The 18,451-nt window shown below is 60.8% G+C and carries 19 protein-coding genes; 6 read left to right on the forward strand and 13 right to left on the reverse strand.

Annotation, left to right across the window (positions count from 1 at the left end; all coding sequences use genetic code 11):
* Nucleotides 1-33 precede the first annotated feature (33 nt).
* Entirely contained in the window at nt 34-537 is a 504-nt protein-coding gene (gene tpx, locus K7H94_RS09890; protein ID WP_058758495.1) for a thiol peroxidase, read from the forward strand.
* A gap of 58 nt (nt 538-595) precedes the next feature.
* On the opposite strand, the gene tyrR is transcribed toward tpx, so the two are convergent.
* The 7 genes from tyrR to pspA all read right to left on the reverse strand — a co-directional run bounded on the left by tyrR (nt 596) and on the right by pspA (nt 6,411).
* The gene (gene tyrR, locus K7H94_RS09895) at nt 596-2,161 is read right to left on the reverse strand and encodes a transcriptional regulator TyrR (RefSeq protein WP_021506133.1); all 1,566 of its coding nucleotides are present in this window, start codon (nt 2,159-2,161) and stop codon (nt 596-598) included.
* A gap of 213 nt (nt 2,162-2,374) precedes the next feature.
* A complete protein-coding gene (locus K7H94_RS09900; protein ID WP_222950973.1) occupies nt 2,375-3,448 on the reverse strand; it encodes a YcjF family protein in 1,074 nt (357 codons plus the stop codon).
* Entirely contained in the window at nt 3,445-4,842 is a 1,398-nt protein-coding gene (locus tag K7H94_RS09905; RefSeq protein ID WP_058780608.1) for a YcjX family GTP-binding protein, read from the reverse strand. The genes K7H94_RS09900 and K7H94_RS09905 overlap by 4 nt, the downstream gene beginning before the upstream one ends.
* A complete protein-coding gene (gene pspD, locus K7H94_RS09910) occupies nt 4,823-5,071 on the reverse strand; it encodes a phage shock protein PspD (RefSeq protein ID WP_058769747.1) in 249 nt (82 codons plus the stop codon). Before pspD ends, K7H94_RS09905 begins: the two co-directional genes overlap by 20 nt.
* Before the next feature lie 48 nt (nt 5,072-5,119).
* Nucleotides 5,120-5,467: an envelope stress response membrane protein PspC gene (pspC, locus tag K7H94_RS09915; RefSeq protein WP_222950974.1), complete on the reverse strand. Its 348-nt coding sequence runs from the start codon at nt 5,465-5,467 to the stop codon at nt 5,120-5,122.
* A complete protein-coding gene (gene pspB, locus K7H94_RS09920) occupies nt 5,464-5,688 on the reverse strand; it encodes an envelope stress response membrane protein PspB (RefSeq protein WP_021506138.1) in 225 nt (74 codons plus the stop codon). Before pspB ends, pspC begins: the two co-directional genes overlap by 4 nt.
* A 57-nt stretch (nt 5,689-5,745) precedes the next feature.
* Nucleotides 5,746-6,411 (reverse strand): phage shock protein PspA, encoded by a 666-nt coding sequence (gene pspA / locus K7H94_RS09925; protein WP_058758491.1) that lies wholly within the window; start codon nt 6,409-6,411, stop codon nt 5,746-5,748.
* 156 nt (nt 6,412-6,567) lie between these two features.
* Between pspA and pspF the strand changes: the two genes are divergently transcribed.
* Together pspF and leuA are read left to right on the forward strand one after the other, a co-directional pair.
* The gene (gene pspF, locus K7H94_RS09930) at nt 6,568-7,563 is read left to right on the forward strand and encodes a phage shock protein operon transcriptional activator (protein ID WP_222950975.1); all 996 of its coding nucleotides are present in this window, start codon (nt 6,568-6,570) and stop codon (nt 7,561-7,563) included.
* A 119-nt stretch (nt 7,564-7,682) separates the two neighbouring features.
* The gene (leuA, locus tag K7H94_RS09935) at nt 7,683-9,368 is read left to right on the forward strand and encodes a 2-isopropylmalate synthase (RefSeq protein ID WP_222950976.1); all 1,686 of its coding nucleotides are present in this window, start codon (nt 7,683-7,685) and stop codon (nt 9,366-9,368) included.
* Here the strand turns inward: leuA and K7H94_RS09940 are convergent.
* Nucleotides 9,319-10,101 carry an AraC family transcriptional regulator gene (locus tag K7H94_RS09940; protein ID WP_222950977.1) on the reverse strand — a complete coding sequence of 261 codons (783 nt, stop codon included), beginning with the start codon at nt 10,099-10,101 and terminating at the stop codon, nt 9,319-9,321. The two genes, leuA and K7H94_RS09940, sit on opposite strands and share 50 nt — an antisense overlap.
* On the reverse strand, nt 10,102-10,965 hold the full coding sequence (locus tag K7H94_RS09945; protein WP_150058155.1) for an NAD(P)-dependent oxidoreductase: 864 nt from the start codon (nt 10,963-10,965) through the stop codon (nt 10,102-10,104).
* Nucleotides 10,966-11,180: 215 nt separating this feature from the next.
* Between K7H94_RS09945 and pqqU the strand changes: the two genes are divergently transcribed.
* The gene (pqqU, locus tag K7H94_RS09950) at nt 11,181-13,304 is read left to right on the forward strand and encodes a TonB-dependent receptor PqqU (RefSeq protein ID WP_222950978.1); all 2,124 of its coding nucleotides are present in this window, start codon (nt 11,181-11,183) and stop codon (nt 13,302-13,304) included.
* A 35-nt stretch (nt 13,305-13,339) separates the two neighbouring features.
* Here pqqU and K7H94_RS09955 read toward each other — a convergent pair whose 3' ends face one another.
* The 4 genes from K7H94_RS09955 to K7H94_RS09970 all read right to left on the reverse strand — a co-directional run bounded on the left by K7H94_RS09955 (nt 13,340) and on the right by K7H94_RS09970 (nt 15,703).
* Nucleotides 13,340-13,819, reverse strand: a complete 480-nt coding sequence (locus tag K7H94_RS09955) for a DM13 domain-containing protein (RefSeq protein WP_222950979.1) — start codon at nt 13,817-13,819, stop codon at nt 13,340-13,342.
* Nucleotides 13,820-14,063: 244 nt separating this feature from the next.
* Nucleotides 14,064-14,618, reverse strand: coding sequence for an isochorismatase family protein (locus tag K7H94_RS09960; protein WP_058758482.1), 555 nt, complete (start codon nt 14,616-14,618; stop codon nt 14,064-14,066).
* Nucleotides 14,619-14,634: 16 nt separating this feature from the next.
* Nucleotides 14,635-15,060, reverse strand: a complete 426-nt coding sequence (locus tag K7H94_RS09965) for a MarR family winged helix-turn-helix transcriptional regulator (protein WP_021506146.1) — start codon at nt 15,058-15,060, stop codon at nt 14,635-14,637.
* A gap of 97 nt (nt 15,061-15,157) precedes the next feature.
* On the reverse strand, nt 15,158-15,703 hold the full coding sequence (locus K7H94_RS09970; protein ID WP_021506147.1) for a helix-turn-helix domain-containing protein: 546 nt from the start codon (nt 15,701-15,703) through the stop codon (nt 15,158-15,160).
* A 97-nt stretch (nt 15,704-15,800) separates the two neighbouring features.
* On the opposite strand from K7H94_RS09970, the gene K7H94_RS09975 reads away from it, so the two are divergent.
* Together K7H94_RS09975 and K7H94_RS09980 are read left to right on the forward strand one after the other, a co-directional pair.
* On the forward strand, nt 15,801-16,979 hold the full coding sequence (locus tag K7H94_RS09975) for a benzoate/H(+) symporter BenE family transporter (protein ID WP_021506148.1): 1,179 nt from the start codon (nt 15,801-15,803) through the stop codon (nt 16,977-16,979).
* A gap of 153 nt (nt 16,980-17,132) precedes the next feature.
* Nucleotides 17,133-18,449 (forward strand): SrfA family protein, encoded by a 1,317-nt coding sequence (locus K7H94_RS09980; protein WP_222950980.1) that lies wholly within the window; start codon nt 17,133-17,135, stop codon nt 18,447-18,449.
* Nucleotides 18,450-18,451 lie beyond the last annotated feature (2 nt).

Raw genomic sequence — 18,451 nt, forward strand, 5'->3', positions numbered from 1 at the left:
ACGCCAGATTTTTCATCGTTAAAAGGAAATTGTATGTCGCAGAATGTTCACTTTCAGGGCAATCCGGTGCCGGTTGCCGGCCACTTCCCGCAGGCTGGCGAGCAGGCAAAACCGTTCAACCTGGTAGCGAAAGATCTCAGTGATGTGTCCCTTTCTCAGTATGCAGGCAAACGCAAAGTTCTGAACATTTTCCCAAGCATTGATACCGGCGTGTGTGCCGCGTCGGTGCGCAAATTCAACGAGCGTTCTGGCGAAGCTGACAACACCGTGGTGCTGTGCATCTCTGCCGATCTGCCGTTTGCGCAGTCGCGCTTCTGCGGCGCCGAAAACGTCAACAACGTAGTGACGCTGTCTACGCTGCGCGGTGCAGAATTTATTGAAAGTTACGGCGTCGCGATCGCCGATGGCCCGCTGAAAGGCCTGACCGCCCGCGCCGTGGTGGTGCTGGATGAGAACGACAAGGTGCTGTACAGCGAGCTGGTGAATGAAATCACCGAAGAGCCGAACTATGAAGCGGCACTGGCAGCGCTGAAGTAAGGCTATTGCTGATAAAAAAGCCGTCTGTCACAGACGGCTTGTTGATGCAGAACGCGGATTATTCGCCTTCGCTGCGTTTCTGACCGAGGCCATATTCGCGCAGCTTGTTGGCGATCGCGGTGTGTGACACCCCAAGGCGTTTCGCCAGTTTACGCGTGCTGGGATACGACAGATAGAGACGAGTCAGCACTGAACGCTCGAAACGGCTGGTGATTTCATCCAGCGACCCTTCCATTGCCTCTTCGCCCAGCGACACATCCAGCGCCTGCTCCGGCAGCACGATATCCTGCGGACGCAGTTCATAACCTTCCAGCTGCGTGAGCGCGCGATACAGCGCATTTTTCAACTGGCGCACGTTGCCCGGCCAGTTATAGCGCGTCAGGAACGGCGTCAGCTGCGGTGACAAACGCGGGCGCGGCAGTCCCTGCTCATCCGCAAAGCGCGCCACAAACATTTCGGTAAGCGGCAGAATATCCAGCGGACGTTCGCGCAGCGGCGGCAGATTCAGCGTCAGCACGTTCAGACGATAGAACAGGTCTTCGCGGAACTCACCGCGCTGCACCAGCTCAATCAGGTTCTTTTGCGTGGCGCAGATCACGCGCACATCCACATGCACTTCATGATCTTCGCCGACGCGGCGGAAGGTGCCATCGTTCAGGAAGCGCAGCAGTTTGGTCTGCATGCGCGGCGACATCTCGCCGATTTCATCCAGCAGCACCGAGCCGCCGTTCGCCTGCTCAAAGAAGCCCTTCTTCCCTTCCAGCGCGTTGGGATACGCGCCCGCCGCGTGACCAAACAGCTCGCTCTCAGCGACGTCATCCGGAATCGAGCCGCAGTTGAGCGCAAGGAACGGTTTTTTACCGCGTGCGCTGCGCAGATGGCAGGCGCGCGCCAGCATATCTTTACCGGTGCCGGTGTCGCCGACAATCAGCAGCGGCGCATCGTGCATCGCCAGCTTGCGCGCCTGGTCGATCACCTGACGCATTTTCGGCGTCACCGCCACGATGTGATCGAATTCGGAGTCATCGGTAACGCTGAGATTCTGCAACTGCCGCCCCATGCGTGCGGTGGATTTCAGAGTGATCATCGCGCCTACCGGCTGGTCGTTCTGCTCATCTTCCTGCGCCAGATAGATCGGGCGCGCTTCCATGAGAAAATCACGCCCCTGGATCACCACATGCTGCGCCTGCGCGTCAACACGTTCACTCTCCAGCCAGCGCTGGAAATTAAAACCGGCAATCAGCGTGCCGGCGTTCTGATTACGGATCTTCTGTTCGTCGAGGTTAAACAGGTTCTGCGCCGCCGGATTCGCCAGTTCGACTTTACCTTTCAGGTCGAGGGAGAACACCGGCTCGGGCATCGCCACCAGCAGCGCGCTCAGCGCGCGATGTTCACGCTCAGACGGCATGAATGACACGGTGCGGACATCTGTCACGCCCGGTGTACGGCGAATCTCCGCCATCAAGTTACTGAATGCGTCAAATTCCAGCGCAGAAAAGTTGAGATAGATGCGGCCCAGCGAGGCAATTTCAATGCCGCGCAGGTCAATATTACGGGCAACCAGCAGGTCGAGTAGCTCGCGCGCCAGACCGATACGGTCCTGGCAGAAAACTTCCAAACGCATTGCGATGAGCCTTAGTCAGGTTTTGATTTTAGAGATAATACGCTAACTTGCAGCGCCTCAGAAGGGTTCTGTCATGAAAAGTTGACACTCTGAGGCAGGTGACGAAGAGAAGTGTAGCGGAACAACCAACAATAATCCCGCCAGAAATCACCCTGAGCACAGATAATTTCACCTTTCACGCCATCAGCAGCGTGAAAGGCAGGCAAGGTGAGATTATTTAGCAGCCTGACCTGCTTTCTCACCACTTTTGGCCAGCGATTCTTTAAGCTGACCCACCAGTTCACGACGGAAATCGCCGAGCCGCGGTTTGTCCTCCGCCAGCCACGGCAGCGGACGGCATAATTCCATCGCTTTGATCCCCAGCCGGGCGGTGAGCAGCCCGGCACCGATGCCCTGCGCCGCACGCGCCGAGAGACGGGCAGCGATGTCCTGCGACATCCAGTCCATGCCGACCTCACGCACCAGCTCTGACGCACCGGCAAACGCCATATTCAGCAATACCAGCCGGAACAGCCGGATGCGGCTGAAGTAGCCGAGTTCAATGCCGTAGATGGCCGCGATGCGGTTCACCAGCCGCAGGTTACGCCAGGCGATAAACGCCATGTCCACCAGCGCCAGCGGACTGACGGCAATCATCAGCGTCGATTCTGCCGCGTGGCGGCTGATTTCGCGCCGCGCCTGACGGTCCAGCACCGGCTGCACCAGCTGGGCATACAGCGTGACAATTTCGCGGTCGTTATGGGTTTCGTGCAGTGCCGCGTGCCAGCGCTGCAGTGCCGGATGCGCCTGATCCAGCTGCGCCTGGCGCGCAAGCTTTTCACAGAACGCCCGGCCTTTGCCGATGCCGTGGCTGGCCAACAGCTCACGGCCAACGTCCCGCTCTTCCGCCCGCTGACGCAGACGATACAGCCGACGCCATTCGCCAATCAGCGCGCCCGCGCCAGCGGCGACAATCAGCCCACCGGCCACGCCGCTGCCCAGTGCAAACCAGTCGCGCGTCAGCCAGGCATCGTGCAGCCACTGGGCGCCCTGCGCCACCACGCTGATGCCAAAGATACCCAGCCCGACGCCCACCATTTTGCGCCACAGGCTGCGCTTTGGCCGCAGCGCGGCTTCCACCACTTTCTCGCCGGCGCCCTCTTCCAGCGGCTCCGCGTCAGGCGTCACCAGAAACCCCTGTTGCGCGTCGCTGCTAAAGGTGTGCGCCGCGCGCAGGGCCGGCTCTACAGGCTCCTGCAACGGGCGGGCAAAATCTATCCGTGGTTTGAGTGGCGTTTCATTGCTCATCGCAATTTATCTCCCAGTAAAAATTCCAGCGCAGCATCCATGCGGATATGCGGCAATGGCCGATCGACATCCAGCTGCTGCGGCCGGAACTGTTCAAACTGAAACCCCTGCTGCTGCCAGAAGCTGTTGCCCGGCAGGCGCGGCGGTACTTCGCCCGGGTAAAAAGTCAGCGGTTCACCGTCGGCAAGGCGATGACCGCGCAGCGCCGGTAATTTTTCTCCGCGATGATCCACCAGCCCGCTCTCGGTCGCCTGCACCGACGCCAGCCCCAGGCAATCCATGCTGATGCCTTCAAACGCGGCGTTCTGCCACGCGTCCTGCACCAGCTGCTGCAGCAGCGACACCATATTGGCGTGCTGATCGGCGGTGATGTGATCGGCCTTGGTGGCGGCAAACAGCAACTTATCGATGACCGGCGAGAATAGACGGCGGAACAGCGTGCGCTGGCCATAGTGAAAACTTTGCATCAGCTGGGTCAGCGCCAGCCGCATATCATTGAACGCCTGCGGTCCACTGTTGAGCGGCTGCAGGCAATCGACCAGCACGATCTGACGATCGAAGCGCAGGAAGTGATTTTTATAAAACCCTTTCACCACATGCTGACAGTAGTAGTGAAAACGCTGCTGCAGCATGGCGAAATTGCTGCCGGCCGGTGCCTGTAACAGCTTGCCGGCCTGCTGTTCATCAACGTTGGGCCACGGGAAAAACTGCAGTGCCGGCGCGCCAGCCATGTCACCCGGCAACACAAAACGTCCCGGCTGGATGAAGTGCAATCCTTCGGTTTTGCACTGATGCAGGTAGTCGGTCCAGGCCGCGGCGATCTCCGCCAGGCGGTTTTCATCGGCGGGCGCGAACGGGTCGAGATCGGCGCTCAGGCTGTGCCAGCGCGCGGCCCACTGCTGACGATCGCCCTGCAGCAGGCCGACCATCTGGCGTGACCAGCTGAGATAATCCTGCGCCAGCATCGGCAGATCGAGCAGCCATTCACCGGGATAATCAACAATTTCGAGGTAAAGGGTGGCGGTATCTTTGAAATGACGCAGCAGAGACTGATCCGGCCGGTAGCGCAGCGCCAGGCGCATTTCGCTGACGCCGCGCGTCGGAGTCGGCCACATCGGCGGCGTGCCGTACAGCTGGGCCAGCCCTTCATCATAGGTAAAGCGCGGCGTACCCAGCTCACGCTGGGGCACGCGCTTCACGCCCAGCAGTCGCTCTTCGCGTACCACGGAAAACAGCGGCAGACGCGCGCCGCTGTGGACATTAAGCAGCTGGTTAACCAGCGAGGTGATAAAGGCGGTTTTGCCGCTGCGGCTCAGGCCGGTGACGGCGAGGCGCAGATGACGATCCACGCCGCGGTTCATCAGCCCCATCAACTCATTTTGCAGTCTTTTCATCGCTCTCCCTGATGAAACGTGCTGACAGGCGGTTAAACGCCTTACTCAGCAACGGTTCCAGGGCGGCCGCCAGCAACAGGCGCAGCGGACGGCGCGCCACCGATTTCACTGCCCAGCCGGCCAGGCCGCCGGGCGCATAGGTTACTGCACTGATGATGATGAATTTTCCCGCCGACTTCAACGCAGGCGTTGCGCGGCGGCGCAGAGCAGTAAAACGTTGCGTATGCATAGCGCCTCTCTTAGAGCAGCGGACCCGCTGACGGGCCCGCGACAGGGATTAAATCTGGCGGAAACGGCTGCGTACGCTGAAGGTTTCTGAGGTCACGTAACGCTCAATATCGCGTACGTTACGCTCATCCGCGGTGAGCGTGTTCTCCAGCTCATCCAGCAGTTCGCGCGCCGTTGGTGTGCGCTCAGAGGGTGCGTCCAGCGGTTTTTCATCCAGCACGTAGCCGAGGATAAAGTAGGCGGTCACGGTGATCATAAACAGACCGAAAAACAGTGACAGCACCACAATCACACGCAGCAGCCGCACCGGAATATCCAGGTTCTCGGCCAGCCCGGCACACACGCCGCGCACTTTGCCCTGCTGCGGAATACGCCACAGTTTGCGTCCGTTCATCATGGCTGCCTCCAGTTCGGGTGTTCGGCATCGAGGATCGCTTCCAGCGCCTCGACCCGGTCACGCATGCGGCGCGCTTCCTGCGTCAGCTGCTGCAGGCGCTGCAGGTCACCGGACGAAAGCGTCCCGCCGTTGCGTTTGTTGCTGTAGTGCAGCCATAACCAGATCGGTGCCACAAACAGCACGAAGATCGTTAACGGTATGGCCAGAAATAGTGCGCTCATTGACTCTCCTTTTTCAGTACACCCGGCAATCCGGGCCCGTTAGCAGGCCCGGGGCGATCACTCGCTGCGGTTCATTTTGGCTTTCAGCGCAGCCAGCTGCTGGCTGATCTCGTCATCGGCTTTCAGATCGGCAAACTGCTGGTCCAGCGTTTTGCTTTTACCGAAGCGCTGGCTTTCCGCTTCTGCTTCCATGTGATCGATGCGGCGCTCAAAAGATTCGAAGCGTGCCATCGCCTCATCCAGCTTGCCGCTGTCGAGCTGACGACGCACATCGCGTGACGATGAAGCCGCCTGGTGACGCAGCGTCAGGGCCTGCTGACGGGCGCGGGTTTCGCTGAGTTTTTTCTCCAGCTCGCCAATCTCGCCTTTCATGCGATCCAGTGTCTCTTCAACGTGGCTGGCTTCCTGCTGCAGCGCAGCGATCAGGTCGGTCAGCTTCTGTTTCTCAATCAGCGCCGAACGGGCTAAGTCTTCTTTCTCTTTACTCAGCGCCAGCTCAGCTTTTTCCTGCCATTCCGCCTGCTGAATTTCGGCCTGCTCAATACGGCGCAGCAGCTGTTTCTTTTCTGCCAGCGCGCGGGCCGAGGTGGAACGCACTTCCACCAGCGTGTCTTCCATTTCCTGAATCATCAGGCGTACCAGTTTCTGCGGATCTTCGGCACGCTCCAGCAGCGAGTTGATGTTAGCGTTCACGATATCGGCGAAACGAGAAAAAATACCCATAATGATGTTCCTCTGGTTGTCATGTCTTTACGCCCATAACTAATACAAGATGCGTGCCAGTTTTTAACGTATTGATTTTAATGAATTTGAGTATTTTACACGCGCCGCGCAATCCGTTAAGGTAGCGAAATTAATTAATCAGTGGTGAATTTCATCATGGCAAACGGTAAAGACAATCTGCTGGGCGAGTCGAATAACTTTTTAGAGGTGCTGGAACAGGTATCGAAACTGGCACCGCTGGAGAAACCGGTGCTGGTGACTGGCGAACGCGGTACCGGTAAAGAGCTGATTGCCAGCCGCCTGCACTACCTCTCCGACCGCTGGCAGGGGCCGTTTATTTCGCTCAACTGCGCCGCGCTGAATGAAAACCTGCTGGATTCCGAGCTGTTCGGCCATGAAGCCGGAGCCTTTACCGGTGCCCAGAAGCGCCACCTTGGCCGCTTTGAGCGCGCCGATGGCGGCACGCTGTTTCTGGATGAGCTTGCCACTGCGCCAATGCTGGTGCAGGAGAAACTGCTGCGCGTGATTGAGTATGGCCAGCTGGAACGCGTTGGCGGCAATCAGTCGCTGCAGGTTAACGTGCGGCTGGTGTGCGCCACCAATGAGGATCTGCCCGCGCTGGCCGCCGCCGGCCGTTTTCGCGCCGACCTGCTCGATCGGCTGGCGTTCGATGTCGTCCAGCTGCCGCCGCTGCGCGAGCGCCGCAGCGATATTCTGGTGATGGCCGAGCATTTTGCCATTCAGATGTGCCGCGAGTTGGGCCTGGCGCTGTTTCCCGGCTTTAGCGAGCGCGCTCAGCTCACCCTGGTGCAGCACAGCTGGCCGGGCAATGTGCGTGAACTGAAAAACGTGGTGGAGCGCTCGGTGTACCGTCATCACAGCACCGAACAGGCGCTCGACACCATCATCATCAATCCGTTTGCGCCACGCAGCGCGCCTGCGGTAACTGAAGCGGAAGCAGAACAGCGTGAAAGTGCCCTGCCGGCGCTGCCGCTGGATTTACGCCAGTGGCAAAACCAGCAGGAGCGCGCACTGGTCGAAGCCAGTCTGCAACAGGCGCGATACAACCAGCGCCGCGCCGCTGAACTGTTGCGCGTCACTTATCATCAGCTGCGCGCGATGATGAAAAAACACGGGATCGAAGCACAGTAGGGTTTAACTGACGGGTATCGCTGCGGCAGCTGTCAGTTTTGCACGCCGGGTTGTCAGCTATGCGTGAGCCGCGTCCGGCAGGTTACTGCAGACTACAGGCAGACCTCAAGGAGACCCCCATGCTGACTCAACCTGCTGAAAAATATCGCCCGTGGCCTGTCATCAATCTGGCGGATCGCCAGTGGCCGTCACGCCAGATCACCCGCACGCCACGCTGGCTCTCAACCGATTTGCGCGATGGCAATCAGGCGCTGGCTACGCCGATGGACAGCGCGCGCAAATTAGCATTCTGGCAACTGCTGCTGCGCTGCGGCTTTAAAGAGATTGAAGTGGCGTTTCCCGCCGCATCGCAAACCGATTTTGACTTTGTGCGCCTGCTGATTGAACAGCAGCACATCCCTCACGACGTCACTATTCAGGTATTAACCCAGGCGCGCGGCGATTTAATCGATCGCACCTTTGCAGCACTGCGTGACGCGCCGCAGGCGATTGTCCATCTGTATAACGCCACCGCCCCGCTGTTCCGTGAGCGCGTATTTCGCCAGAGCAAAGCTGAGATCGTCGAGCTGGCCTGCGACGCCGCGCGGCAAATCCGCGCACGCTGTGCGGCGCAGCCCGCCACACGCTGGACCTTTCAGTACTCGCCGGAAACCTTCTGCTTTACCGAGCCGGAATTCGCGCTGGAAATCTGTGAAGCGGTCGCCGCCATCTGGCAGCCGGGACCGCAGCGGCCGATGATCATCAACCTGCCCGCCACGGTGGAAGTCAACACGCCCAACGTCTATGCCGACCAGATCGAGTATTTCTGTCGCCACTTCAGCCAGCGCTCGCAGGTGGCCATCAGCGTCCATCCGCATAACGATCGCGGCACCGGCATCGCCTGCGCCGAGCTGGCGCTGCTGGCCGGGGCCGATCGCGTTGAAGGCTGTCTGTTTGGTAACGGGGAGCGCACCGGTAACGTCGATCTGGTGACGCTGGCGCTGAATCTCTATACCCAGGGCGTGACGCCTGAGCTGGACTTTAGCGATATGCGCGAGGTGCTGGAAGTGGTGACGCGCTGTAACCAGCTGCCAGTCCATCCGCGCCATCCTTACGCCGGCGAACTGGTGTTTACCGCCTTCTCCGGCTCGCATCAGGATGCCATTCGCAAAGGCTTTGCCGAACGCAGCGCGCGTAATGAAGTGGTATGGCAAATGCCCTACCTGCCACTCGACCCGCTGGACATCGGCTGCAGCTATGAAGCGGTGATCCGCGTGAATAGCCAGTCCGGTAAAGGCGGTGCCGCCTGGCTGCTGGAACAAAATCACGGCCTGCAACTGCCGCGCGGCCTGCAGCAGGATTTCAGCCGCTGCGTGCAGCAGCAGACCGATGCTCACGGCCAGGAGATGACGCACCACGCGCTGTGGCAGCTGTTCTGTCAGCAGTACGGCCTGCAACAGCCGCGGTGTCGCCTGCTGCAGGCGGAGAGCCATAGCGATGATCAGGGCGAGACGCGGATTAAAGCGCGCCTGCAGCAGGGTCCGCAGCAGCTGACCCTGGAAGGGCGCGGCAACGGTCTGCTGTCAGCGGCGGTGGCCGCGCTGCGTCAGCGCTTCGATCTGGCCGTAACCATTGAGGATTACCATGAACACACGCTGGGCAAACGCAGCGACAGCCGTTCGGTGTGCTATATCAGCTGCATCACGCCCCATGGCGAGCGTGCGTGGGGCGTGGGTATTGATAATGACGTAACGCGCGCCTCGCTGCAGGCATTGCTTAACGCGGCGGGCGCTTTTCTGCCGCCGGAAAGTAGTTCGCTGGCGTAACGCCCAGCACGCGACGAAACATGGCGCTGAAGGCGCTCGGGCTGTCATAACCGAGATCGAGCGCCACGGCCAGCACCGTATCGCCCTGTGCCAGCCGGGTCAGCGCCACGCTCAGCCGGGCACGCCGCAGCCAGTCGCTAAACTGCAAACCGGTTTCGCGACTGAAATGGCGCGCCAGCGTCCGCTCCGCCACACACAGCTGCGCCGCCGCGCGCGCCAGCGTCCAGCTCTCGCCCGGTGACTGCTGAATCTGCTGGCACAGCGCCAGCAACCGGTCGCTGTGCGGCAGTGGCAGGCCAAACGGCAGCACGTCCATCACGCGAATCTCATCGAGAATCAGCTCGTAAATGCGCTCGGCGCGACTGCCAGACGCGTAATGCTCCGACAGCGTGAGCGCGCTGACAATCAGCTCCCGCAGCAGCGGCGATATCTGCACCACCTGACAGCTGGCAGGCAGATCGGCGCGCGCCAGCGGATCGACAAACAGCGTGCGCGCCGCCACGCTGCCAACGATGTGCAGCGCATGACGCGTGCCGGCCGGCAGCCACACGCCGCGGCTGGGCGGCACAATCCAGCTGCCGTGTTGCGTTTCCACTTTGACCACGCCGCTCAAAGTATGTATCAGCTGCGCGCAGTGGTGATAGTGCCACGGCTCCGCATCGCCGTGCGCGTAATCATGCGCATACGGCACCAGCGGACGCTGAGAGAAGTCAAAGTCGAGCCGCTGACTCATTTAGCGTTTCAGGTACTGATAAACCGCCGCCAGATCCTGCTCGCCGTAACCGGCATCGACCGCCTGCTGCCAGACATCGACGATGTTTTCCAGCGCCGGCAGAGAAGCGTCGCCGGCGGCGTCCAGCGCCAGCCGCGCATCCTTCAGCGCCCAGATCAGATGCATCTGCGGCGTAAAGTCGCCGCTGGCAATCATGCCGAGTTTCATTTTGGCGTACGGCGCTGCCAGCGGACCGCCCTCCAGTACCTGCCAGAGATCGTCGGTAGTGAAACCGAACTGCTCTGCCAGCCGGGTGCTTTCGGCAAGACTCTGCATCAGGCCAATCAGCCAGCTATTCACCACCAGCTTCATGCGCGAGCTGGCACCAGCGGCACCCAGCCACTGCGTCCCTTTACCAATTGCGGCAAACACCTGCTCCGCCGCCTGGGCGCGCTGCCGGTCGCCGCTGGCCATCACCAGAATCTGCGCGTTTTCAGCCGGCGCTTTGGTACCGGAGACCGGCGCATCAATAAACACCACGTCCGGCCGTGCGGCCGCCAGCCCGGCGATCAGCGCGTCGGTCGCTTCAACACCGATGGTGCCCATCTGCGCCACGGTAGCCCCCTGCTGCAGTGCGTTCTGCACCTGGTTTAGCGTGGTGCGCGTGGTAGCGCCGTCCGCCAGCATGGCAATCACCACGTCTGCGCCTTCCACAGCCTGCGCGGCGCTGTCGCTCAGCGTCAGGCCTGCGGCCACCAGATCTTCGCCTTTGGCACGCGTGCGGTTCCAGCCGCGCACGGTAAAGCCCTTCTTCAACAAATTGGCGGCAAATGCGTGCCCCATCGCGCCTAATCCCAGTACCGCCACTACAGGTTGCTGACTCATGTTTTCTCCTTCTTCTGACCGCAGGCAAAACGATCACACTGACAGAAATTGGGGCTGACAGCCAGGCCAGAGGTGCGGTGAAAGGACATTTTTCATGCCACCCTTAACAGGGTTCTGCCCTACTGTTAACGCTTTTCAAACCCGCGCTAAAACGATTAACATACGCGCGATAAATGTCCCGATTGGTTCATTTCACGTCTTTTACGGTTATTAAAATGAAAATTGCTCTTTTGCGACAGGCGCCGTTGCTGATGCTGCCTGCACTCCTGCCGCTGCCGCTATTAGCGGCGGACAATGCCAGCAATACCCTGGTGGTGAGCGCCGCGCCTGCGGCCAGTGGACTCTCTGAGCTGGATACCCCGGCGGCGGTCAGCGTCGTCAGCGGCGACGATATGCGCCACGCCGCACCGCGCGTTAACCTGTCTGAAAACCTCACCAGCGTGCCCGGTCTGCAAATCCAGAACCGCCAGAATTATTCGCAGGACCTGCAGATTTCGGTGCGCGGCTTTGGCTCGCGTTCCACCTTCGGCGTGCGTGGCATCAGAATGTACGTCGATGGCATTCCGGCCAGCATGCCGGATGGCCAGGGGCAAACCTCGAATATCGATATCGGTTCCATCGATCGCGTGGAAGTGCTGCGCGGCCCGTTCTCTGCGCTGTACGGTAACGCATCGGGCGGCGTGATCAATGTGGAAACCCAGCGCGGCCAGCAGCCGACCACGCTGGAAGCCAGCAGCTGGTACGGCAGCTACGGCAGCTGGCGCAACAGCGTGAAAGCGAGCAGTGCCACCGGTGATGGCAGCCATGCCGGCGATGTTGACTATACGGTGTCGGCTTCGCGCTTCACCACGCACGGCTATCGTGACCACAGCGCCGCGCAGAAAAACCTCGGCAATGCCAGGCTTGGCGTGCGCATTGACGATGTCAGCACCCTGACGCTGCTGTTCAACAGCGTTCACGTTGAGGCGCAGGATCCGGGCGGCCTGACGCCGGATCAGTGGCGTGATAATCCGCGCCAGGTGGCCAGCAACGTCACGCTGTACAACGCGCGTAAAACCGTCGACCAGACCCAGGCGGGCCTGCACTACCAGCGCCAGATGAGCGACAACGACGATCTCAGCGTGATGCTCTATGCCGGTGAGCGCGAAACCACCCAGTATCAGTCCATCCCGCTGGCGACCCAGCTGAAAGCCGGCTATCCCGGTGGTGTCATTTCACTGGCGCGCCACTACCAGGGCATTGATACGCGCTGGACGCACCGCGCTACGCTGTTGACGCTGCCGGTGACCCTGACCGGCGGCCTCGACTATGAGACCATGAGCGAGAAGCGCAAAGGCTATCAGAACTTTACCCGTAGTGATGGTGCCACCGACTACGGCGTGCGGGGTGATCTGCGCCGCAACGAGCGCAACCTGATGTGGAACCTCGATCCCTATATGCAGACCGCGTGGCAGCTGAGCGATCGCTGGTCGCTGGACGCCGGCGTGCGCTTCAGCACGGTCAATTTCGATGCTAACGACTATTACGTGACCGCCAGCGATCCGGATGACAGCGGTAATCGCCGCTACCACCGCTGGCTGCCTGCGGCCTCGCTCAAATACGCAATTGATGATGGCTGGAACGCCTATGTTTCCGCCGGTCGCGGCTTTGAAACGCCGACGCTCAATGAACTCTCCTATCGCGCGGCGGATCAGGCCGGGCTCAATCTCAACCTGCAGCCCGCCACCAGCAATACCGTGGAGCTCGGCAGCAAAAAACGCCTCGGCAACGGCCTGCTGACCGCCGCGCTGTTTCAGACCGATACCAAAAACGAAATCGTGTCAGACAGCAGTTACGAGGGCCGCACCAGCTACAAAAACGCCGGTGAGACGCGCCGCCGTGGACTGGAACTCGGGCTTGATCAGCAGTTTGGCTATGACTGGCATCTGAAAGCCGCGTGGACACTGCTCGACGCGCGCTACCGCAGTAACGCCTGCGGCAGCGACAGCTGTGACGGCAAGCGCATCCCCGGTATTGCACGCAATATGGCCTACGCCGGACTGGCCTACGCGCCGGAGCAAGGCTGGTATGCCGGCGGCGACCTGCGCTACCTGAGCGACATTGCGGCCAACGACCAGAATGATGTCAAAGCGCCGGCGTATACGGTGGTGGGACTGAACAGCGGCTATAAATGGCTGGTGCAGAACTGGACGCTGGATCTGTTTGGTCGCGCGGATAATCTGCTCGATCGCCACTATATTGGCTCGGTCATCGTTAATGAGAGCAATGGCCGGTATTACGAACCCGCACCGGGGCGTAATTACAGCGTCGGCCTGACGCTGAGTTACGCTTTCCAGTAATCTAAATCAGGCACCGGCGCACGTCGGTGCCTTATTCAGGTGCGATAACGCGCTGATCCGACAAATTTCGAAAATTGCTCACTCCAGATTTGCACGGCGCAATATTCCTGCGGATCGATGCCTTCCGGCAGTGATTTAATAAAATCACCAAAGTTATTTAAATCGCCAATTAACGCCGACTGATGCTTTATTTGCAGAAATGAGTGCTGATCAAACGCCTGAGTTTTGGTGAGGTAAATTTTATAGTGTGGCCCGGGGGCAATTTCCCCCTCAAAGGCGATAACGTTTTCATTGAGATAGACTTTACCGCTGGCCCAGTACAGCGCATCACTGCCCGGCTGATGGCGATCAAACTCACCGCTATATAGCGCCTGCTGTTTCACCAGATTAACCTGCTTTTGCGTGGCATTCACTTCCGCGGTAATTAACGGTGACAGCACCAGTCCTAAGGTAATACCGGTGCCCAGAAAAAACAGGCTGGCGATGAGATAAAGCACGTTTAATTTTTTTAGCATCCCTACCTCCCTGCAGCAGAATATAGCTGTACTGCTCTGCCCGATCCTGCTGCTCACTGGTGTTAATAAAATCGTAAAGTCAGGCTAAATATTGGTTATCGTGTTGCTGTGCATACTGTGACAGTAACCAGCACTGTTACAACCAATTCTCAACGGCGGCAGCGAAAGCGAGGCGAAGCAGAATAACCCGCGGCAGGGAGCGGCAAAGATAAGGGCCGGCAGCACCAGCCCTGGAGGGAAAAGATCAGTTCAGCAGCGCGAGGATTTCGTCAGTGGTGCCGGTTTCGCCGAGGCGCGGGAAGATGCGCTCAATGCTGTTGTGGTGGGTTTCAGCGTTCAGGCAGCTCATCGCATCAGTCGCCAGCGTGACGTTGTAGCCCAGCTCGTACGCCTGACGCGCCGTGGATTCCACGCCGATACTGGTGGCAATCCCGCACACCACCACCTGCGTCACGCCACGCTGCTGCAGTTGCTGGTGCAGATCGGTATTGTGGAACGCGCCCCAGGTTTTTTTCGTTACGCTGATATCGCCCGGCTGCGGTGTCATTTCCGGCACCAGCACCGCCCAGTCTGCCGGCAGAGCAGCATCGTGGCGCGGCTGCTGATTGCGGCCCGGCGCGCCGCCCGCCACGTTCACCAGCACCACCGGCAACTGTTTCGCGCGAAACGCCTGCGTCAGCTGCGTGGCGCGTGCAATCACTTCATCCGGATGGCGCGGCGTAACCGGCAGGCGGACGATGCCGTGCTGCAGGTCGATGACAATCAGGGCGGTTTGGGCATCTAACGTGGTGACAGCCATGGTGAGTCCTCTCAAATTAGTGGTCAGCGAGTCGTTGCAGTAAGGGAATGGCGGCCAGCAGCGTTTGCTGCTCCTGCGGGCTGAGCAGGCTGCTGATGCTGTGCAGCAGCCAGTCGTCACGCTGAGCGCGATTGCTGGCGATGAGCTGCAGGCAGGCAGCGGTAGGCTGATAACGGGTTTTGCGGCCATCCTGCGCATCGGCCACGCCCTGTACCAGGCCCAGCGTCTGCAGGCTGGCGACCGTGGCACTCATCGACTGGCTGCGCACCCCTTCGCGCGCAGCCAGCTCGGTCACCGTCATTGCGCCGTCGCGCACCAGATACCCCAGCACGGAAACCTGCGGCCAGGTGAGATCGCCCGGCGGGGCCGATTCACGCAGGCGGCGCATCAGTTTGCCATTGATGCTGCGTAACGCGGCAGCGGCGCTAATCAGCTCGCTCATCGCCCTTCTCCTTTACTGATGAGACCGCAGTATATAAATACGCAGGTAAACTGTGTAGTTTGCCTTCGTATCAATTTGTAATTGCGCATCCCGCCGCTCAGCTGCGCTGCAAATAGTGAATCAGGCTATGAAAGCGCAACGGGCTGGCCAGCGGATTGCGGTAGCTGTGCGGCTGATCGGCGGCGAACTGGCTGGCTTCTCCGGCCTGCAGGCGACGCCAGCTGCCCGCCATGCCCAGCAACAGCTCACCTTCCAGCACCACCACCTGCTCAATCACCCCGCTTTCGTGCGCTGACGAATCGCTTTGCGCGCCCGCCGCCAGCGTCACTTCCAGCAGATCGAAGCGCAAACGCGCGTCATACGGCAGCAGCGGCTTCACCTGCATTTGTGCATTGGGCTGGCTGAAGGTCGCCACATCGCCCGACGGCTGCGCCCCGCTCTGCACAAAAAAGGAGAACGGCACATTAAAGCCGGTGGCGATTTTCCATAGCGTGGCGATCGTTGGACTCGACTCGCCGCGCTCAATCTGACCGAGCATAGCTTTACTCACGCCGGTGCGCGCCGCCGCCAGCGTCAGGCTCCAGCCATTGGCCTGACGCAGCTGCTTCAGCGCCTGGCTGAGATGTTGATGCAGATTTTCCATGAATTCTCCTGAAAAGCGGGCGCGCAGTGTACCACTTGTGCGCGCCATACCGTGCGTGCCACAATGTGCGTTATAACGCACAACAGGATGTGATTCCATGACCACTGCAACTGTTCGTCCGGCTTTTTCCTTTCCGATGCTGATTTCCGGCCTGATCGCCGTGCTGGTCGGCTACAGCAGCACCGCGGCGCTGATCTTCCAGGCGGCGCAGGCTGCAGGCGCCTCACCGGCGCAGATTGGCGGCTGGCTGTCGATGCTGGGCGTGGGCATGGGGCTGGCGTCACTCGGTCTGTCGCTGTGGACGCGGATGCCGGTGCTCGCCGCCTGGTCGACGCCGGGTGCCGCGCTGCTGGCCACCAGCGTGCACGGCCTGACGCTGAATGAAGTGGTCGGGGTGTTTGTCGCTACCAATCTGCTAATTGTGCTGAGCGGCGTGACCGGCCTGTTTGCCCGGCTGATGAACCACATTCCCCAGTCGCTGGCGGCCGCGATGCTGGCGGGGATTCTGCTGCGTTTTGGCATCGGCACCTTCAGCGGCTTACAGGATCATTTTGCCCTGTGCGGCAGCATGTGTCTGGTGTGGCTGCTGGGCCGCCGCTGGCTGCCGCGTTATGCCATTCTGCTGGCGCTGGTGACGGGCGTGCTGGTGGCGCTGGGTCAGCGCGCCATCCACTTTCCGCCTCATGCGCTAACGCTGAGCGTGCCGGAATTTATCATGCCGCACTTTAATCCTGCCGCGCTGATTGGCGTCGGCTTGCCCTACTTCCTGGTGACCATGGCGTCGCAGAATGCGCCCGGTATTGCCACGCTGCAGGCGCATGGTTACCGGCCGCCGGTCTCCGCGCTCACCGGCTGGACCGGCCTGATCGCGCTACTGCTGTCGCCGTTCGGCGGCTTTTCGGTGTGTATTGCCGCCATCACCGCCGCGATCTGCATGGGCGATGATGTCGATCCGGACCCGGCGCGCCGCTGGGTGGCTTCCGCGCTGGCGGGCGTGTTCTATTTGCTGACCGGCTTTACCGGCGCGCTGATCGCCGTGATGCTCAGCGCATTGCCGCCGGTGCTGATCGCTACGCTGGCCGGTCTGGCACTGCTGGCCACGCTGGCGGGCAGCCTGCAGCGCGCGCTGGCGGAACCCGCGCAGCGCGACAGCGCCATCGTGGCATTTCTAATCACCGCCAGCGGCATCTCCCTGCTCGGCGTCGGCTCGGCGTTCTGGGGCCTGATCGGGGGCGTCCTCACCCATTTGCTGCTCAGCCCGCGCCGGAACGGTTAACATTTCATCACCCCGCGTACCGTGGGGGGAATAACGCCCTGTTTTCCCCCCTTTTTCCCCCGTTTGATTGCGGCGCATTTGGCTTAAGATCACTACCATCGCCCATCACACCCGATGTTTGGCTTCAGATAACCACCGATAAGGGCCCAACGAGTGGCAAAAACTTTTCTGCGCAGCGGCAATCTCGACGCGTTACTGGCACTGGGGGAGAACGGCCAGCCGGTCTGGGCTTCTGCCCTGCAAATTCGCGAAACGTTACGTTTGCGCCGCCAGACGACACTGGCCAACTGCCTCGCGATCCCGCAGGCCAACGAGCGCGGTGACCGCCTTGACTGGTACGCGCCATTCAGCGGCAAAGTGAAATCCTGGCTGGCGGCCAGCGATCGCGAAAAGCGTCAGGCTCTGGATCAGCTCACCCTTAATCAGCAGGATTTGCAGGCGCTCAGCCTGCGCGCCCGGGATGCCGACAATCCGGCGATGCGCCTGTTTGGGGCGCTGCTGGCGAAGACGCTGCAGTTTCCCGATCAGCAATACGTCTATCTGGTGGATGGCAAGCCGGTGATCACCTTCTGGGGCTTTGTCGACCCGCAGGCGCGCACGCGTGATGATGCGCTGGCCTGCCTGCGCGACAGCCTTGATGAAGAACTGCCGCCGCTGGTGGTGCCCGCGCCGGAGCCAGAAAGGGCTGCCGCGCCTGAACCGGTTGCGGCCCCCGTTGTGGCGGAGCCCGAGCCGGAACGGCTGGCGGAACCCGAACCACAGCCCGAACCCGCACCGCTGAGCGTTGTCGCCGACACGCCCGCGCGGAAGAAATCCGCACTGCGCCCGCTGCTGCTGGTGCTGCCTCTGGCCGCTGTCGCCGCAGCGGGCGTGGCCTTCTGGTTACACGACGCGCCGGTCCAGCCGGCAGAAACCGAAACCGCGCATGTGGTCAGCGCCGCGCCCACGCTGGCCCCGGCGATGCTGGCGAAAGCACAGACGCTGGCCACCACGCTGCCGCACAGCAGTGCGACGGTGACGCCTGCGCCGGCACCGGCTGCCCCACCGGCACCGCCGGAGGTCGTAGCGGAACATACCGAACCGGCCAAAGCGGACGATCTGGTGATGACCGCCGATGACGCGCGCCTCGGCTCGGTGAAATTTATCAATGGTACCTGGCGCGTGACGCTGCGTCAGACCAATCTGCCGACCGGCAAGCCGCCGAGCCTGCGCTATCAGATCCGCAACGGTAAAGGCAGCGCAGTGATTACCCAGGGCGACAATATTCGCTGTAAAGCCGATGTCACCGCCGCCATGACCAGCGCCGGCACCATGGTAGTGCGCAGCCGCTATACTGCCAGCTGCAGCGATAAATCACGCTATCGCATGCCGGAGCTGGTGTGCAAAGCCGGTGATGGCATTGCCAGCTGTACGGCGCAGTATGGCGCCGATCAGGTGTTCCCGTTGACGATTAAGCGTGAGAGTAAGTAACC

The organism is Pantoea dispersa, assembly GCF_019890955.1.
GTDB lineage: Bacteria > Pseudomonadota > Gammaproteobacteria > Enterobacterales > Enterobacteriaceae > Pantoea > Pantoea dispersa.

Excerpts from the sequence above, each read along its gene's own strand:
- tpx (WP_058758495.1), top strand. The coding sequence starts at position 34 with ATGTCGCAGAATGTTCACTTTCAGGGCAATCCGGTGCCGGTTGCCGGC.
- tyrR (WP_021506133.1), bottom strand. The coding sequence starts at position 2,161 with ATGCGTTTGGAAGTTTTCTGCCAGGACCGTATCGGTCTGGCGCGCGAG.
- K7H94_RS09900 (WP_222950973.1), bottom strand. The coding sequence starts at position 3,448 with ATGAGCAATGAAACGCCACTCAAACCACGGATAGATTTTGCCCGCCCG.
- K7H94_RS09905 (WP_058780608.1), bottom strand. The coding sequence starts at position 4,842 with ATGAAAAGACTGCAAAATGAGTTGATGGGGCTGATGAACCGCGGCGTG.
- pspD (WP_058769747.1), bottom strand. The coding sequence starts at position 5,071 with ATGCATACGCAACGTTTTACTGCTCTGCGCCGCCGCGCAACGCCTGCG.
- pspC (WP_222950974.1), bottom strand. The coding sequence starts at position 5,467 with ATGATGAACGGACGCAAACTGTGGCGTATTCCGCAGCAGGGCAAAGTG.
- pspB (WP_021506138.1), bottom strand. The coding sequence starts at position 5,688 with ATGAGCGCACTATTTCTGGCCATACCGTTAACGATCTTCGTGCTGTTT.
- pspA (WP_058758491.1), bottom strand. The coding sequence starts at position 6,411 with ATGGGTATTTTTTCTCGTTTCGCCGATATCGTGAACGCTAACATCAAC.
- pspF (WP_222950975.1), top strand. The coding sequence starts at position 6,568 with ATGGCAAACGGTAAAGACAATCTGCTGGGCGAGTCGAATAACTTTTTA.
- leuA (WP_222950976.1), top strand. The coding sequence starts at position 7,683 with ATGCTGACTCAACCTGCTGAAAAATATCGCCCGTGGCCTGTCATCAAT.
- K7H94_RS09940 (WP_222950977.1), bottom strand. The coding sequence starts at position 10,101 with ATGAGTCAGCGGCTCGACTTTGACTTCTCTCAGCGTCCGCTGGTGCCG.
- K7H94_RS09945 (WP_150058155.1), bottom strand. The coding sequence starts at position 10,965 with ATGAGTCAGCAACCTGTAGTGGCGGTACTGGGATTAGGCGCGATGGGG.
- pqqU (WP_222950978.1), top strand. The coding sequence starts at position 11,181 with ATGAAAATTGCTCTTTTGCGACAGGCGCCGTTGCTGATGCTGCCTGCA.
- K7H94_RS09955 (WP_222950979.1), bottom strand. The coding sequence starts at position 13,819 with ATGCTAAAAAAATTAAACGTGCTTTATCTCATCGCCAGCCTGTTTTTT.
- K7H94_RS09960 (WP_058758482.1), bottom strand. The coding sequence starts at position 14,618 with ATGGCTGTCACCACGTTAGATGCCCAAACCGCCCTGATTGTCATCGAC.
- K7H94_RS09965 (WP_021506146.1), bottom strand. The coding sequence starts at position 15,060 with ATGAGCGAGCTGATTAGCGCCGCTGCCGCGTTACGCAGCATCAATGGC.
- K7H94_RS09970 (WP_021506147.1), bottom strand. The coding sequence starts at position 15,703 with ATGGAAAATCTGCATCAACATCTCAGCCAGGCGCTGAAGCAGCTGCGT.
- K7H94_RS09975 (WP_021506148.1), top strand. The coding sequence starts at position 15,801 with ATGACCACTGCAACTGTTCGTCCGGCTTTTTCCTTTCCGATGCTGATT.